The following is a 15176-nucleotide window of genomic DNA, read 5'->3' on the forward strand; positions in this document are numbered from 1 at the left end:
TCCCAGCGGCTGCGAGCGCCGCCGGGCCCGCGATCCCAGCGGCTGCGAGCGCCGCGGGGCCCACTACCCCCGGCGTGGGGGCAAGAACCCAAAAAACTATTCTTCCGGACGTTGGTGAATATAACCTGAAATACACCTACTGTTTTCCGAAAGGTAAATCACTATGATGCAGTCACCTTCCCGGCGCACCGTGCGCAACGGCGTCATCGCCAGCACCGCCGCCCTCGCCCTGGCGCTGACCGCCTGCAGCTCCGACTCCGGCAGCTCCAACGCCGACGGTTCCGCCACCGAGAACACCGACGGCCGTGGCCCCATCACCTTCGCCATGGGCAAGAACGACACGGACAAGATCCAGCCCATCATCGAGAAGTGGAACGAGGAGCACCCCGAGGAGAAAGTCACCCTCGAAGAGCTCGCCGGTGAGGCCGACGCCCAGCGGGAGACCCTCGTGCAGTCCCTGCAGGCCGGCAACTCCGACTACGACGTCATGGCCCTCGACGTCGTCTGGACCGCCGACTTCGCCGCCAACCAGTGGCTCGCCCCGCTGACCGAGGACCTGGCCGTCGACACCGACGGCCTGCTGCCGGCCACCGTCGAGTCCGCCACCTACAACGACACCCTCTACGCCCTGCCGCAGAACACCAACGGCCAGCTGCTCTACCGCAACACGGAGCTCGCCCCCGAGGAAGTGTCCACCTTCGACGACGTCAAGTCCGCCTGCGAGGCGCTCAAGGACGACACCGACTGCCTGACCACCCAGCTCAAGCAGTACGAGGGCCTGACCGTCAACACCGTCGGCTTCATCGAGGGCTGGGGCGGCAAGGTCCTGGCCGACGACGGCACCATCACCGTCGACTCCGCCGAGGCCAAGGAGGGCCTGCAGGCCCTGGTCGACGCCTACGAGGACGGCACCATCTCCCCGGATTCGACCGCCGCCACCGAGGAGGAGACCAACCTGGCGTTCACCGAGGGCAAGTCGGCCTTCGCCATCAACTGGCCGTACATGTACACCAACGCCGAGGAGTCCCCAGAGACCCAGGGCAAGTTCGAGGTCCAGCCTCTGGTCGCCAAGGACGGCGTGGGCGTGTCCACCCTGGGCGGCTACAACAACGGCATCAACATCAACTCCGAGTACAAGGCCACGGCCCGCGACTTCATCGAGTACATCATCAACGAGGAGAACCAGACCTCCTTCGCGGAGGCCTCCTTCCCGCCGGTGCTGGCCTCCATCTACGATGACCCGGAGCTCATCGAGAAGTTCCCGTACCTGCCGGCCCTGAAGGAGTCCCTGGAGGCCGCCTCCCCGCGTCCGGTCTCCCCGTTCTACTCCGCCATCTCCAAGGCCATCCAGGACAACGCCTACGCCGCCATCACCGACGGCAAGAGCGTTGACGATGCCACCAAGGACATGAAGGCCGCCATCGAGTCTGCCTCCCAGGCCTAGACCTCCCAGGCTTAAGCCTCCCAGGCCTCAGGCCCGCCCGGCCCCGGCCGGACACCAACCTAGCGAACGATGCCCCTTCCCGTGCGGCGAGGTGGCATCGTTCGCTTTTGTATGAACACGGCGAGTTTCGAGGCTGCGTCGGGGCCGTGCGTTATGATCAGTGCCATCCTCAGTGCAAACCATTGCACGCCGCACAGCAGCGGTGATTCGCCGCAGCGTTAATTCGCAGCAGTAGAGCAAACATCAGAAAGGCCAAGCGCGTGACCGAGAAAACCGCCCAACGGCGCCGCCCCTCGCCCAAGTCTCGGGCCTGGGTGCCCGCCGGGCTCATCGCGCCCGCGATCATCGTGCTGGCGATCGTGATCGGCTACCCCGTCATCCGGGCCATCATCCTGTCGTTCAAGGGCAACCGGCAGCTCGACCCGACCACCGGGCTCTTCGTCGAGGGCCAGTTCGCCGGGCTGGACAACTACCTGTACTGGATCACCAACCAGTGCATGTCGCCGTCCGGCGTGGCCGCCACCTGCCCGCCCGGGGTTATTGCGACCGACTTCTGGCCGGCCGTGCAGATCACGCTGTTTTTTACCGTCGTGACCGTGACCCTCGAGACCATCCTGGGCATGGCCATGGCGCTCATCATGAACGGCAACTACCGCGGCCGCGGCTTCGTGCGCGCCGCCGTCCTCATCCCCTGGGCCATCCCCACCGCCGTGACCGCCAAGCTGTGGCAGTTCATGTTCGCCCCGCAGGGCGTAGTCAACTCCCTGCTCGGCACCGACATCGCCTGGACCACCGACCCCTTCTACGCCCGGCTGGCCGTCATCATCGCCGACGTGTGGAAGACCTCCCCGTTCATGGCCCTGCTCATCCTCGCCGGCCTGCAGATGATCCCGAAGGACGTCTACGAGGCCGCCCGCATGGACGGCGCCAGCCGCCTGCAGATCTTTACCCGCATCACCCTGCCGCTGGTCCGGCCGGCCCTGATGGTGGCCATCCTCTTCCGCACCCTCGACGCGCTGCGCATGTACGACCTGCCGGTCATCATGATTTCCAGCTCCTCGAACTCGCCGACCGCCACCATCTCCCAGCTGGTCGTCGAGGACATGCGCCAGGGCAACTTCAACTCCGCCTCCGCGCTGTCCACCCTGATCTTCCTGCTCATCTTCTTCGTCGCCTTCATCCTCATCCGCTTCCTGGGCGCCAACATCGCGGGCACCGCCGAGGAGCCCCGCAAACGGCGAAACCTGCCGTGGGGCCGGAAGAAGGCCCCGGGTGAGCCCGCGGCTGAGGAAGCAGCGGCATCGGCAAGCACCGCGTCGGCAGCGCCTGCCTCTGCCGTACCCGCCTCTGCCCAATCCAAGAAGGAGGCCAAGTAATGAAATCGCGCATCTCCTGGGGAACCGTGGGCCACTTCGCCGGCATCCTCTTCATCATCTTCTGGGGGCTGGCCCCCTTCTACTGGATGGTCGTGACCGCCCTGCGGCACAAGGACCACACCTTTGACACCACCCCGTGGCCGACCCACCTGACCCTGGACAACTTCCGGGACGCCCTGGCCACCGACAAGGGCAACGACTTCCTCGGGGCCCTGACCAACTCGCTGGTCATCTCCCTGGTCACCACCGCCCTGGCCGTGCTGGTGGGCGCGTTCACCGCCTACGCCCTGGCGCGCTACGATTTCCCGGGCAAGGGCATCGTCACCGGCGTCATCCTGGCGGCCTCCATGTTCCCGGCCATCGCGCTGGTCACCCCGCTCTTCCAGCTCTTCGGCGACCTGGACTGGATTGGCACCTACCGGGCCATGATCATCCCGAACATCTCCTTCGCCCTCCCGCTGACCATCTACACCCTGCTCAGCTTCTTTAGGCAGCTGCCCTGGGAGTTGGAGGAGGCCGCCCGCGTCGACGGCGCCACCAAGGCGCAGGCCTTCCGCATGATCTTGCTGCCCCTGGCCGCCCCGGCCCTGTTCACCACGGCCATCATCGCGTTCATCACCACCTGGAACGAGTTCATGCTGGCCCGCCAGCTCTCCTCCACCGACACCGAGCCGGTCACCGTGGCCATCGCGCGCTTCTCCGGGCCCTCGGCCTTCGAGTACCCCTACGCGGCCACCATGGCTGCCGGCGCCCTGGTGACCATCCCGCTCATCATCATGGTCCTGATCTTCCAGCACCGGATCGTGGCCGGCCTGACCGCCGGCGGGGTCAAGGGCTAGGCGGCCGCATGCGCCACTCCCTCCTCTGGGACACGGCCTTAGGGTTTTGCGGCTTCTTCGCCGCCTTGGCTATCCTCCAGGCCGTGGTCAACCTCTTCCGCCCCGAACCGGCGATCTGGCCCGGCCTCCTAGCCGGGGTCTTGTGCCTGGCCCTGTACGGGATCTACCGCGCCAAGCGCGCGCACCTGGCCCGGACCGGACCGAGCACCCAGCCGCACACCGCGGCCCAAAACACGGCGCCCCACAACACCGCGCCCCGAAACACCCTTCCCCAACAGAAAGACCGAGCATGAGCTGGTACCACAACGCCGTTTTCTATCAAGCCCTGGTGCACGCCTTTAAGGACGGCAAGGGCGAGGGCATCGGCACGCTCAGCGGCGTGACGGAGAAGCTGGACTACCTGCAGTGGCTGGGCATCGATTGCCTGTGGCTGCCGCCGTTTTACGCCTCCCCGCTGCGCGACGACGGCTACGACATCGCCGACTATTACGAGGTCAACCCGGTCTACGGCAGCATGGAAGACGTCGAGGAGCTCATCGCCGCCATCCACGCCCGCGGCATGCGCATCATCACCGACCTGGCGCTGAACCACACCTCCTCCGATCACCGCTGGTTCCAGGCCTCCCGGCAGGACCCGGAAGGCCCCTACGGCGACTACTACGTCTGGGGCGACGATCCGAACCGCTACTCGGAAATCCGCATCATCTTCACCGACGTCGAGGAGTCCAACTGGGCCTGGGACCCGGTGCGCGAGCAGTACTACTTCCACCGCTTCTACTCCCACCAGCCGGATCTCAACTACGACAACCCGGCCGTGCGCGAAGAGGTCAAAAACGTCATCCGCTTCTGGCTGGACAAGGGCATCGACGGCTTCCGCCTGGACGCCATCCCCTACCTCTACGAGCGCGACGGGCTGGGCGGCGAGTCCCTGCCGGAGACCATCGCCTTCATCGAGGAGATCCGCGCGCTTATCGATGCCGAATTCCCCGGCACCGTCATGATCGCCGAGGCCAACCAGCCGCCGGCCGAAACGCGCGAGTTCTTCGGTGACGGCAACCGCTTCCACATGGTCTTCAACTTCCCCGTCATGCCGCGCCTCTACCAGGCGCTGGCACTGAACTCGGCCACCCCGATCTATGAGATCATGGACTATCTCGGATCCCTGCCCGCCAGCTGCCAGTGGGGCACCTTCCTGCGCAACCACGACGAGCTGACCCTGGAGATGGTCGACGAGTCCGTGCGCGATCAGATGTACGCGGCCTACCTGCCGGACGATGCCATGCGGGCCCACCTAGGCATCGCCCGCCGGCTGATGCCGCTGATGGGCGGAGACCGCCGCAAGGTGGAGCTGATGTTTTCGCTCCTGTTCACCCTGCCCGGCGCCCCGTTTATTTACTACGGCGACGAGATCGGAATGCTGGACAACCCGGCCCTGCCCGACCGGCACGCCGTGCGCACCCCGATGCAGTGGGACGAGACCGAGCACGCCGGCTTTAGCACCCGCGCCCCGCAGCGCTGGGCCGTGGTCGGCGGGGCCTCCGTGGCCGCGCAGGCCAACAACGAGGACTCGCTGCTGCACACGGTGCGCCGCATGATCGCCGCCCGGCACGCCCACCCCGAGCTGGGCACGGCCGAGTTTGAGCCCGTCGAGACGGGCCACGAGGTGGTCCTGGGCTTCCAGCGCGGCGGCCTGCTGTGCCTGCACAACTTCTCCGCCGAACCGGTGGATCTGGGACCGGTCGACCTGGGGCCGTACGGCTACAGCTGGCTGCCGGCCGAATACCTGAGCTAGCGCTAGGCCCAGTCTGGGGCATCGCCCAGCCGCAGCTCGGAGTACTTCGCCTCCGGGGCGCTGGCCTGGTAGGGCTTGCCCGTCGGCTCCCAGACCTGGTCGGTGCTGCAGCGCACGTCCTGGGCGTCGACGTCGAGCATCGTAAAGCCCCAGACCAGCTGGCCCTGCGACTGCGGCGACAGGGTGTAGGGGCCGACCTTCTGCTTGAGCTTCCAGTGCTGCTCGGAGACGTAGTTGAAGCCGTAGGTCTGGGTCAGCACCTTGGCCAGCTCGCCCTCGCCGGTGATCCCGGCGCCGACCTCGATGGTCTGGGTGCGGGCCTGGGTCACGGTGTGGCTGACCGGCACCGGGCCGTCGGTGTTGTTGGCCACGCTGGTGGCATCGGTCTGCTTGAACCAACGCCGCTGCGCGGAGACGTAGGTGCCCATAAAACCGGGCGTCGCGCAGTGCGATCCCGGGGCGTAGTCATCGTTCCAGCGCTGCGGCAGCTCGAAATCCGCCGCCGGGGAGACCGCACCTGCCGATGCCGGGTAGCCCAGCGCCACCACCACCGGCAGGCACAGCGCCGCGAGTCCGGCGCGCCGCTTTCCCGCCATGCTTACTCGCCCCAATCAGTGTTGTCGCGGGTGGAGACCTGGACGTGGCGCTCCTTCGGTAGGGTGGCGGTGAACTTGCCGCCGTTGGGCTGCCAGGTGTGGTCGGAGCCGCAGACGGTCTTCTGGCCCTCGAAGTCGGAGACGACCCAGCCGACCTTGAGCACCGCGGTCTTGCCCGGGGCGATGTCGTACGGGCCGACCTGCTCACCGACCTCGTAGGACTGGCTGTCGGTGTAGCTGGAGGAGAAGCTGATGTTGATGAGATCCAGCAGCTTGAAGTCGATGCCGGCAGAGACGTTCCAGGTCTTGGTCTTGGTCTCCTTGATGGAGCGGGTCACTGGCAGCGGCTCATCGTTGTAGTTGGACACGGTCCAGGTGCCGGCGGAGCCGTCGAAGTAGGTGCGCTTGATGTCGACGGTCTGGCCGGTATCGCCCGGGTTGGCGCACTGCTCGCCGATGACGGTCGGGTTGGCCGGGCCCAGGTCGCGGGCCGGCAGGGCCTGGGCGGCCGGGGCGCCGGACGCGGCGGCGACGATGCCGCCGGCCAGGGCCAGGCCGGTCAGGCCGGCGAGGGCGCGGGAAGAGATTGCGTTGAATGCGTGCATGAGGAAACTCCTTGAAGTATGTGGTTTTGGGTGGCCTGGGGTTAGTAGGTGGACTGGGTGGGCACCGGCAGCGACCGGTACTCGTCCGGGGTGACGTCGACGGTGCGCTTGGCCCCGCCCGGGCTGGTGATGGTGGCCTCGGCCCAGAAGCCGCTGGGCGCCGAGGTCTGCTTGTAGTTCGAGGTCAGGCTGTACTTGCCGTCCTTGCCGCAGGTGATTTCGCGGTAGTTGATGCGGGTCATCGTCGTGCCGTACTCGACGCGCACGCGCTCCCCGGCGGCCAGGTCCACGTGGCCCAGCTCCGTGCCGACCGGCATGTAGGCGCGCTTGACGGCGCCGACGGACTCGAGCCAGCCGCGCGGGATGTCGCCGCGGTTGCCCTGCCAGTTGGTGTACGGGTGGTGCTCCGCGCCGACGACGAAGTCGGTGACCGGGGCGTACTCGTAATCCTTCTTCGACCAGTTGAGGAAGTCGGTGGAATAGCCGGGCTTCCGGTAGGTCGGCTGGACGGCGGTGATGTCCAGCGGGTACCAGGTGCGGGTGCCGGCCTCGCAGGCGTCGCCCTCATTGGGCCAGTCGTCCTCGCGCTGCGGCTCGGTGGTCGGTTCGACGACCTCGTCGCGGGCCGGATCGGCGATCTTTTCCAGGCTGGGCCCAGACACGGAGGTATAGGTGCCGTCGATGGGCTTGCTGTTCGCGCCCGGGGATCGCGAGGGGATCTCCATGGCCAGATCGGAGACGGTGCCGTCCGCCCGGATGATGTAGGCAAACGCGTAGCGCTCAGCCGGGCCGGTGCCGCGCACGACGTTTGCGCCCGGGGTGTTTTCCAGGCGGCCGTCGTTGCAGCTGACGAACATGGAGATGAAGTCTTTTTCAATGACGCCGTACTCGACGCGGAGGGACTCGCCCGGGGCCAGCTTGACCGGGCCGAAGGTTTCGGTGTCGCGCCAGCCGTTGGTCATCTTCAGGCCGATGTCGGACTTGGCGGTCGTGTTCCAACCGTTGGGCAGCTTGGCCTTGGAGTTGGCATCGATCTCGTGGTTGGTGCCCGTTTCCACCTCGGCGGTGTAGGGAACTTCCTGATCGGTGGTGTTGGTGAATTGGAGCGTGCCGTCGCTGAGGTAGCGACGCCCGGTCTCCCCGAAGCGCCACTCGGGCTCCGGGTTGTTCTTGCCGGCGGCATCGCAGGACTTGTAGAGGTTGGCAATAGGGTAGCCCTGCGGCATGGGCGGAACAGCCCGTGCCGGAACTGCGGGGCTGGCCACCAGCGGGACCAGTGCCGCCGCGACGATGGCGACGGCTGCTCGTGCCCAGCCCTTCTTCCCTACGTTTAACGCCTTGGGTGCGTGCACTATAAGGGTTCCTTGTCTTGAGAGTGCGGCCCAAGACCCCTTCACTGAACTATACGGAGATTTTAAGCTTCCCGGAAGCTCCTGCGCAAGGGCAGGCGGAAACCACGTGCTGAACCGGAGCGCCCCGGCGGCGGGCTGGGCCAGCGGCGGGGTGACATCGGCAGCGACATTGGCAGCGGCGAGTTCCCCCTAATGGGGGCAGCCCGGGCACCCGGAAGAAACGTGAGGACAATCTCATATTTGACGCGCGAGCTGCGGATTTGGTTTCTCATGCAAAATTACCGCCGGTTGGGTCTAGAATGGAGGGGACTTTTCGCACTACCATCCCTGAACATGACCATTTCCTCACATTTGACGGAACTAGACAGCTTGAACGACGCCAACACCACCGCCGGCAAGATCGCCGAGCTCAAACGCCGCCGCGCCGAGGCCGAGGCACCCCTGGGCCAGAAGGCCTTCGAGAAGGTGCACTCCCAGGAGCGCCTGACCGCCCGCGAGCGCTTGAACTACCTGCTGGACGAGGGATCCTTCGTCGAGACCGACATGCTGGCCAAGCACCGCACCACCGACTTCGGGATGGATGCCAAGCGGCCGACCACGGACGGCATCGTTACCGGCTGGGGCACCATCGACGGGCGCGAGGTGTGCATTTTCAGCCAGGACGGCACCGTCTTCGGCGGCGCCCTGGGCGAGGTCTACGGCGAGAAGATGGTCAAAATCATGGAGCTGGCCGTGACCACCGGCCGCCCGCTCATCGGCCTCTACGAGGGCGCGGGCGCGCGCATCCAGGACGGGGCGGTCTCCCTCGACTGGATCGCCCAGACCTTCTACCAAAACGTCAAGGCCTCCGGCGTCGTGCCCCAGATTTCCGTCATCATGGGCGCCTGCGCCGGCGGCAACGCCTACTCCCCCGCCCTGACCGACTTCGTGGTCATGGTGGACAAGAAATCCAAGATGTTCGTCACCGGCCCCGACGTCATCAAGACCGTCACGGGCGAGGAAATCACGCAGGAGGAGCTCGGCGGCGCCGGCGTCCACATGGTCTCCGCCGGCAACTCCCACTACACCGCCGCCACCGACGAGGAGGCCCTCGACTGGGTCCACGACCTGCTGGGCTACCTGCCGTCCAACAACCAGCAGCGCAGCCCCGTCGAGCCCTTCGAGCCGGTCACCGAGACCAGCGTCGACGACCTGGCTCTGGACGAAATCATCCCGGACTCGCCCACCCAGCCCTACGACGTCAAGGACGTCATCGCCGCTCTGACCGACGACGCCGAGTACCTGGAGATCCAGGCCGAGCGCGCCGAGAACGTCGTCATCGCCTTCGGGCGCATCGAGGGCCAGACCGTCGGGTTCGTGGCCAACCAGCCGCAGGTCTTCGCCGGCTGCCTGGACATCGACTCCTCCGAGAAGGCCGCCCGCTTCGTGCGCACCTGCGACGCCTACAACATCCCGATCGTCATGCTCGTCGACGTCCCCGGCTTCCTGCCGGGCGCGTCCCAGGAGCACGACGGCATCCTGCGCCACGGCGCCAAGCTGCTCTACGCCTACGGCGAGGCCACCGTCCCGAAGATCACGGTGACCATGCGCAAGGCCTACGGCGGCGCCTACTGCGTCATGGGTTCCAAGGGCTTGGGCGCGGACGTCAACCTCGCCTGGCCGACGGCCCAGATCGCCGTCATGGGCGCGGCCGGCGCCGTGGGATTCATCTACCGCAAGGAGCTCAAGGCCGCCCGCGAGAAGGGCGTCGACGAGCAGGCCCTGGCCAAGTCCTTCGAGCGCGAGTACGAAGACCACATGCTCAACCCGTACAAGGCCGCCGAGCGCGGGCTTATCGATGCCGTCATCCTGCCGTCCGAGACCCGCGCCATGGTGGCCAAGAACCTGCGGCTCTACGCCGACAAGTCCGTGCCGCGGCCCAGCCGCAAGCACGGCAACATGCCGCTCTAGCCCGCCCCTGGCGGGGCCGGGCTGCGGCGGTTGCGGGGACTGCTGGAAGGGGTCCTGTTTTAGGCCGGCGGCACGTTGCCGGCCATCTCAATTTCTTCCGCTACCGGGTTCCAGGCAAAGGACGCGAACGAGCTGCCCGTCGGGTTGGCGTTAGCGTCGCCGTCCTGCGGCCAGCGGTAGGTGACATCCACCTGTCGGCCCGAGGCCCGGGTAATCTCCGGGGCGAAGCCGTAGGGCTCCACGGTCGCGGTGCCCAGGTATTCGCCCTGGTGGAAGAGCATGATGTGGTAGGGCGATGAGGCCGTCGCGCCGGTGACGGTGACGGCCGCCTCCCCCGCAGCGTTGTTGGCGCCGTTGGCGTCCTCGCCGCTCGGGGAGGCGTGGTCTTGCTGTCCCTGGCCTTTCTGTTCGTTGGCAGTGACCGGGTCGGTCTCCGCGACGGAAGCCACGGGGGCCTCGCTGGCGGGGGCGGATTCATTATCGGCTTTGTCTGCGTTCAGGCCCGAGCATCCGGCCAGCGCAAACACGGCGCCGGCGATACCGGTGGTTAGTATTCCTCACATGGTGGACATTGCCACTCCTAGACTCGTCAAGACTCCTGGATAGCCCCCATTATGACATGGGTCACCATGGATCCCGAATAACGTTTCCGCTTCAATGCCATGACAAAAAGCTGCCTGAAAGCTGTCCCTACGGTGTCTTTTAGATGTGTCGGAGCGGTGCCGCTTGGAGGCCAGCGCGGTGCCCCTTGGGTGTCGCCGCCATGTTGGTTGGATGCCGGCGCAGTGCCGGAGGGACGTCGTCGAGGTGCCACGAGGTGTTAACAGAAACGGGGCGGGCGCCGACTAAAAGGGAGGACCCAGGCAGCCGGAGGGGCCGAGGATACCTTCGGCGCCGCCCGCAGACCACAGGCTGCGAGTTTGTTTTATTTTTAGAGGTTGTAGACTAAGCGATTATGACAGATAAACCGGATCTGAAAACGACTGCCGGCAAGATCACCGATCTGGACAACCGCCTGAGCGAGTCCCGCCAGCCCACCGGCGCTAAGGGCTCGACCGACGCCCGCCAGCGGGTGCTCGACCTGCTGGACGAGGGATCTTTCGTCGAGACGGACGCCCTGGCCCGCCACCGCTCCACCGACTTCGGGCGCGAGCACGACCGCCCCTACACCGACGGCGTGGTGACCGGCTACGGCACCATCGACGGCCGCCGCGTCTGCGTCTTCAGCCAGGACGCCACCGTCTTCGAGGGCACCCTGGGCGAGGTCACCGGGGAAAAGATCTGCAAGCTCTACGACCTGGCGCTGAAGACCGGCGTGCCCATGGTGGGCATCCACGAGTCGGCGGGCCCGCGCGTGCAGGAGGGCATCGTCAGCCTGAGCATGCATGCGCGCATCATGGCCGCCGTCACGCGCGCCTCCGGCCTCATCCCGCAGGTGGCCGTCGTGGTCGGCGACAACGAGGGCATGGCCGCCTTCGCCCCGGCCCTGGCCGATCTGGTCATCGTGGCCCGCGGCGGCGCCCTGCACCAGGCGGCCCCGGCCGTGGTCCAGGAGGTCGCCGGCGCCGAGACGACCGCCGAGGAGCTCGGTAGCGCGGACGCCCTGGCCACCAACGGCACCGCCCACCTCATCGCGGAGACCGACGCCCAGGCCCTGGACTTGGCGCGCACCGCCCTGGCCTACCTACCGGTCAACAACCGCGCCGAGGCCCCGCGCACGGACGCGGAGATCTCCCATGGATCCATCGCGGACAACGTCGACGAGACCGCCCGCGCCCTGGATTCCATCGTGCCCGACGAGGAGACCGGCGCCTTCGACATCACCGAGGTCATCGCGGCCGTGGTGGATCCGGATTCCTTCTTCGAAATCCAGGCCGACTTCGCCGGCAACGTCGTGACCGGCTTCGCGCGCATCGAGGGCCGCGCCGTGGGGTTAGTGGCCAACCAGCCGCTGGCCCTGGCCGGCACCCTGGACGGGGCGGCCTGCGACAAGGCGGCCCGGTTCATCCGCACCTGCGACGCCTTTAATACCCCCATCATCGAGTTCGTCGACTCGCCCGGCTTCCTGCCTCAGCCGGCCGAGGAGCAGGCCGGCCTACTGCGCCGCGCCAACAAGCTGGCCTTCGCCTTCGCCGAGGCCAGCGTCGGCAAGCTGACAATCATCACCCGCAAGGCCATCGGCCCGGCCTACGTCTTCATGGGATCCAAGGACCTGGGCGCCGACCTGGCTTATGCCTGGCCCACCGCCCAGATCGCGGTCACCCAGGCCTCCCAGGCCGCCCGCGCCATCTACGGGGACGCGGCCACGCCCGAGCAGGAAGCGGAGCTGGCCGAGCAGTTCTTGCACCCCTACGCCGCGGCCGAGCGCGGGCTGGTCGACGCCGTTATCGAGCCGGCCACCACCCGCGGCCACCTGGTCGAGGGGCTGCGCCTGCTCGAGCGCAAGATTTCCCAACCCTCCATGAAAAAGCACGGTAATATAACGCTCTAACGCCCGCCCCGCCCGTGCCAGTTACCACCCACCGTGAGGAGCCACCCGCAGTGACCGATACCGCCTCCGCAGCAGTGTCCGAATCCAAGCCCCTGTTCCAAGTAGTCAAGGGCCAGCCCAGCGACACCGAGATCGCGGCCCTGACCGCCGTGTTCACCCAGCTCGCCGCCCAGGCCCGCGCGGCCGCCGCCGGCGCCGGCACGGGCGAGCGCAACCTGTGGGGCGCACGCGACTACGGCCGGCGCGGCCTGCCGGGCCGGGTGGAATACAACCCGAACGCCTTCCGCAACGTGCGTTACTACTAACGATGCCCGCTGCTAACAACGCCGCCGCGGCGCGCCGGCCGCGCATCGTCCTGGCCTCCCAGTCGCCGTCACGGGCCGGCATCCTGCGATCCGGCGGGATTGACCCGGTGCTGGCCCCCGCCGGGGTGGACGAGGAGGCCATCCGGGCAGGCCTGCCGGACGCCTCCCCCGCCGAGGTCGTCGCCGCCCTGGCGCGCGCCAAGGCCCAGGCCGTGGCCACCGAACACGCCGCGGACTACGCCGGCGACGTCATCATCGGCGGCGACAGCATGCTCCTGCTGGACGGGCAGCTGCAGGGCAAGCCGCACACCCGCGCGGCCACCGTGGAGCGCTGGCGCGCCCAGGCCGGGCGCACCGCACACCTTTTGACCGGGCACTGCGTTATCTTCAGCGGGGAGGAATTCGTGGAGACCGCCAGCACGGCGGTCCACTTCGCCGCGGCCGAGGAGGCCGACATCGACGCCTACGCCGCAACCGGCGAGCCGCTCGAATGCGCCGGCGCGTTCACCCTGGAGGCCCTGGGCGGCTGGTTCATCGACGGCATCGAGGGCGATCCCTCCTCCGTTATCGGCCTGTCCCTGCCGGTGGTGCGCCGGGCGCTGTACTCCTTCGGCCTGCGCGTGGCGGATTTCTGGGACTAGCCTTTTCTGGGACTAGCGTTGGGCCCCCTAAAACGCCGCCGACAGGACCGGGTGGGCGCGACTATACTGGCATGCCATGGAGATGAAAGACATGCTTGCCCCTAACCCGATCAAGCTGCCGGCGGATCCCGGTGCGGAGTCCACGCAGGACCTGTCCGCCGGCATCGTCGAGCACCCCGACTCGCCGCTGCTGTGGGCCACCCTGGCCGAGCAGGAGCTGGCCCGGCTGCGCTCCGACGAGGCCCTGCCGACCGCGTATATCACCGCCTACGCCTACGCGCGCACCGGCTACCACCGCAGCCTGGACCGCCTGCGCGGCAACGGCTGGAAGGGCTGGGGCCCAGTCCCCTATTCCCACGAGCCGAACCAGGGCGTGCTGCGCGCCATCGCGGCCCTGGCGCACGCGGCCCAGGCCATCGGCGAGCAGGACGAGTACGACCGCCTGCGCCAGATGCTTAGCGATGCCGACCCGGAGTCGGTCGCTGCCCTGCTGGACTAGCTAGGCTGGCTTAGACACTAAAAACCGCCCCGGGAGGCTGATTTAGCCCCGGGGCGGTTTATCGTTGCCGGTGGTTGTTGGCCGGTCTTAGGCGGCGCCGTGCTTGGCCTCGACGCGGGAGATGGCCTCGGCGGCCACCTTCTGCTGGATGCCCATGTCCAGCTCGGAGGTGAAGCCCACGCAGGAGCAGTTGATTTCGCCCAGGACGTAGGTGTCCTCGCCGTTCTCGCCGTCGGCGAGCATGAAGTCGGCGGTCCAGATCAGCGGGATGTTGTCGCCGCCGAGCTTCTCCGCGATGACCGGGCGGACCTCGGCGAACATGTCGACCAGATCCTGCCAGGACTCCGGGGAGTCGTAGGTGTACTTCGCGCCGGAGAACAGCGTGGCGGAGAAGTTGTCGCCGCCCTCGGCCGGCTTCTTGTGGACCACGAAGACCGGCTCCACGCCGACCAGGAGGATGCGGATTTCGCCCTCGACGATGCGCGGCATGAAGCGCATGTCCACCAGCATGCCGTTATCGCCCTCGATGTACTGGTCGCAGAAGTCCATGAACTCGCCCAGCTGGCGCTCCTCGGTGTGGTTGTCCACGGCCTCGGTGCACTTGAGCTCGGTATCCAGCGGCAGCGTGGTGCCCGGCTCAACACTGGCGGCCAGCTCCTTGTCCTTGAGCTGCACGCGCCAGATGCCGGAGCCGGTGGACCCGCGGTTCTGCTTGAGGACGCGCTCGCCGTAGGACAGGGTCTGCGGGAAGGTCTCGTGGAAGCTCTCGACGTCGTAGTAGGCCTGGGTGTCCTCCGGGACCAGGTCGGTCTGATTCAGCTTGACCAGGGCGTCCTTGGCGCCGTAGGCCATCATCTCCTCCGGGGTGGACATGCCCACCAGGCCGGCCTCGGACAGCTTGGTCAGGAGATCGAAGTAGCCCTTCTCCCCGCCCGGGATGTTGCCCGGGTTCACGCGGGAGATGTAGGCGTCGAAGTTGTTGGAGACGTAGTCGAAGAGATCCTCGGACCACTCCGGGCGGAAGTAGACGACCTCGGAGTGCCAGCCGGCCTCCTGCAGAGACTCGACGATGGGCATGGTGTCCTTGCGGTGGCCGTTGAACTGCTTGTCGGATCCGCCTTCAACTTCGAAGACGACGATGGCTTTGTGCATGGGTGAAACCTTTCGGGAAAGGGGGCATCGGTCACGTCTGGGGCACCGGATTTCTAGCGGCTCCCACACCCTTTAATTTATCGGACTTCCCGCCGCCGCGCGCGCCGGGAATTACCCCCTCTATCCCACCTTTA

Annotated in this window: 15 protein-coding genes; 10 read left to right on the forward strand and 5 right to left on the reverse strand. The window is 67.1% G+C overall.

Annotation, left to right across the window (positions count from 1 at the left end; all coding sequences use genetic code 11):
* Window positions 1-166 precede the first annotated feature (166 nt).
* The 5 genes from ACEE23_RS08225 to treS all read left to right on the forward strand — a co-directional run bounded on the left by ACEE23_RS08225 (window position 167) and on the right by treS (window position 5451).
* Window positions 167-1444: an ABC transporter substrate-binding protein gene (locus tag ACEE23_RS08225; RefSeq protein WP_368520234.1), complete on the forward strand. Its 1278-nt coding sequence runs from the start codon at window positions 167-169 to the stop codon at window positions 1442-1444.
* Between the two features lie 314 nt (window positions 1445-1758).
* Window positions 1759-2820 (forward strand): carbohydrate ABC transporter permease, encoded by a 1062-nt coding sequence (locus ACEE23_RS08230; RefSeq protein ID WP_368520233.1) that lies wholly within the window; start codon window positions 1759-1761, stop codon window positions 2818-2820.
* Window positions 2820-3659 carry a carbohydrate ABC transporter permease gene (locus tag ACEE23_RS08235; protein WP_368520107.1) on the forward strand — a complete coding sequence of 280 codons (840 nt, stop codon included), beginning with the start codon at window positions 2820-2822 and terminating at the stop codon, window positions 3657-3659. Before ACEE23_RS08230 ends, ACEE23_RS08235 begins: the two co-directional genes overlap by 1 nt.
* A gap of 8 nt (window positions 3660-3667) precedes the next feature.
* On the forward strand, window positions 3668-3952 hold the full coding sequence (locus ACEE23_RS08240; protein ID WP_368520246.1) for a hypothetical protein: 285 nt from the start codon (window positions 3668-3670) through the stop codon (window positions 3950-3952).
* The gene (gene treS / locus ACEE23_RS08245) at window positions 3949-5451 is read left to right on the forward strand and encodes a maltose alpha-D-glucosyltransferase (RefSeq protein ID WP_368520106.1); all 1503 of its coding nucleotides are present in this window, start codon (window positions 3949-3951) and stop codon (window positions 5449-5451) included. The genes ACEE23_RS08240 and treS overlap by 4 nt, the downstream gene beginning before the upstream one ends.
* 2 nt (window positions 5452-5453) lie before the next feature.
* Here treS and ACEE23_RS08250 read toward each other — a convergent pair whose 3' ends face one another.
* The 3 genes from ACEE23_RS08250 to ACEE23_RS08260 are packed head-to-tail and all read right to left on the reverse strand — an operon-like array spanning window position 5454 to window position 7878.
* Entirely contained in the window at window positions 5454-6047 is a 594-nt protein-coding gene (locus ACEE23_RS08250) for a hypothetical protein (protein WP_368520105.1), read from the reverse strand.
* A gap of 2 nt (window positions 6048-6049) precedes the next feature.
* On the reverse strand, window positions 6050-6652 hold the full coding sequence (locus ACEE23_RS08255) for a hypothetical protein (protein ID WP_368521602.1): 603 nt from the start codon (window positions 6650-6652) through the stop codon (window positions 6050-6052).
* Between the two features lie 41 nt (window positions 6653-6693).
* Window positions 6694-7878, reverse strand: a complete 1185-nt coding sequence (locus ACEE23_RS08260) for a hypothetical protein (protein WP_409338188.1) — start codon at window positions 7876-7878, stop codon at window positions 6694-6696.
* Between the two features lie 459 nt (window positions 7879-8337).
* Here ACEE23_RS08260 and ACEE23_RS08265 point away from each other — a divergent pair, with 459 nt between their 5' ends.
* On the forward strand, window positions 8338-9954 hold the full coding sequence (locus ACEE23_RS08265) for an acyl-CoA carboxylase subunit beta (RefSeq protein WP_368520103.1): 1617 nt from the start codon (window positions 8338-8340) through the stop codon (window positions 9952-9954).
* 59 nt (window positions 9955-10013) lie between these two features.
* Here the strand turns inward: ACEE23_RS08265 and ACEE23_RS08270 are convergent, their stop codons facing one another.
* On the reverse strand, window positions 10014-10481 hold the full coding sequence (locus ACEE23_RS08270) for an LppP/LprE family lipoprotein (protein ID WP_448873573.1): 468 nt from the start codon (window positions 10479-10481) through the stop codon (window positions 10014-10016).
* A 428-nt stretch (window positions 10482-10909) separates the two neighbouring features.
* Between ACEE23_RS08270 and ACEE23_RS08275 the strand changes: the two genes are divergently transcribed.
* The 4 genes from ACEE23_RS08275 (at window position 10910) to ACEE23_RS08290 (ending at window position 13890) form a co-directional block, all read left to right on the forward strand.
* A complete protein-coding gene (locus tag ACEE23_RS08275) occupies window positions 10910-12445 on the forward strand; it encodes an acyl-CoA carboxylase subunit beta (RefSeq protein ID WP_448872056.1) in 1536 nt (511 codons plus the stop codon).
* 50 nt (window positions 12446-12495) lie between these two features.
* The gene (locus tag ACEE23_RS08280) at window positions 12496-12750 is read left to right on the forward strand and encodes an acyl-CoA carboxylase subunit epsilon (protein ID WP_368520100.1); all 255 of its coding nucleotides are present in this window, start codon (window positions 12496-12498) and stop codon (window positions 12748-12750) included.
* Window positions 12751-12752: 2 nt separating this feature from the next.
* A complete protein-coding gene (locus tag ACEE23_RS08285) occupies window positions 12753-13391 on the forward strand; it encodes a nucleoside triphosphate pyrophosphatase (RefSeq protein ID WP_368520099.1) in 639 nt (212 codons plus the stop codon).
* 76 nt (window positions 13392-13467) lie between these two features.
* The gene (locus ACEE23_RS08290) at window positions 13468-13890 is read left to right on the forward strand and encodes a DUF3151 domain-containing protein (protein ID WP_368520098.1); all 423 of its coding nucleotides are present in this window, start codon (window positions 13468-13470) and stop codon (window positions 13888-13890) included.
* Between the two features lie 87 nt (window positions 13891-13977).
* Here ACEE23_RS08290 and ACEE23_RS08295 read toward each other — a convergent pair whose 3' ends face one another.
* The gene (locus ACEE23_RS08295; protein WP_368520097.1) at window positions 13978-15042 is read right to left on the reverse strand and encodes a Cj0069 family protein; all 1065 of its coding nucleotides are present in this window, start codon (window positions 15040-15042) and stop codon (window positions 13978-13980) included.
* Window positions 15043-15176 lie beyond the last annotated feature (134 nt).

The sequence above is a fragment of the Corynebacterium sp. 32222D000AT genome (assembly GCF_053546955.1).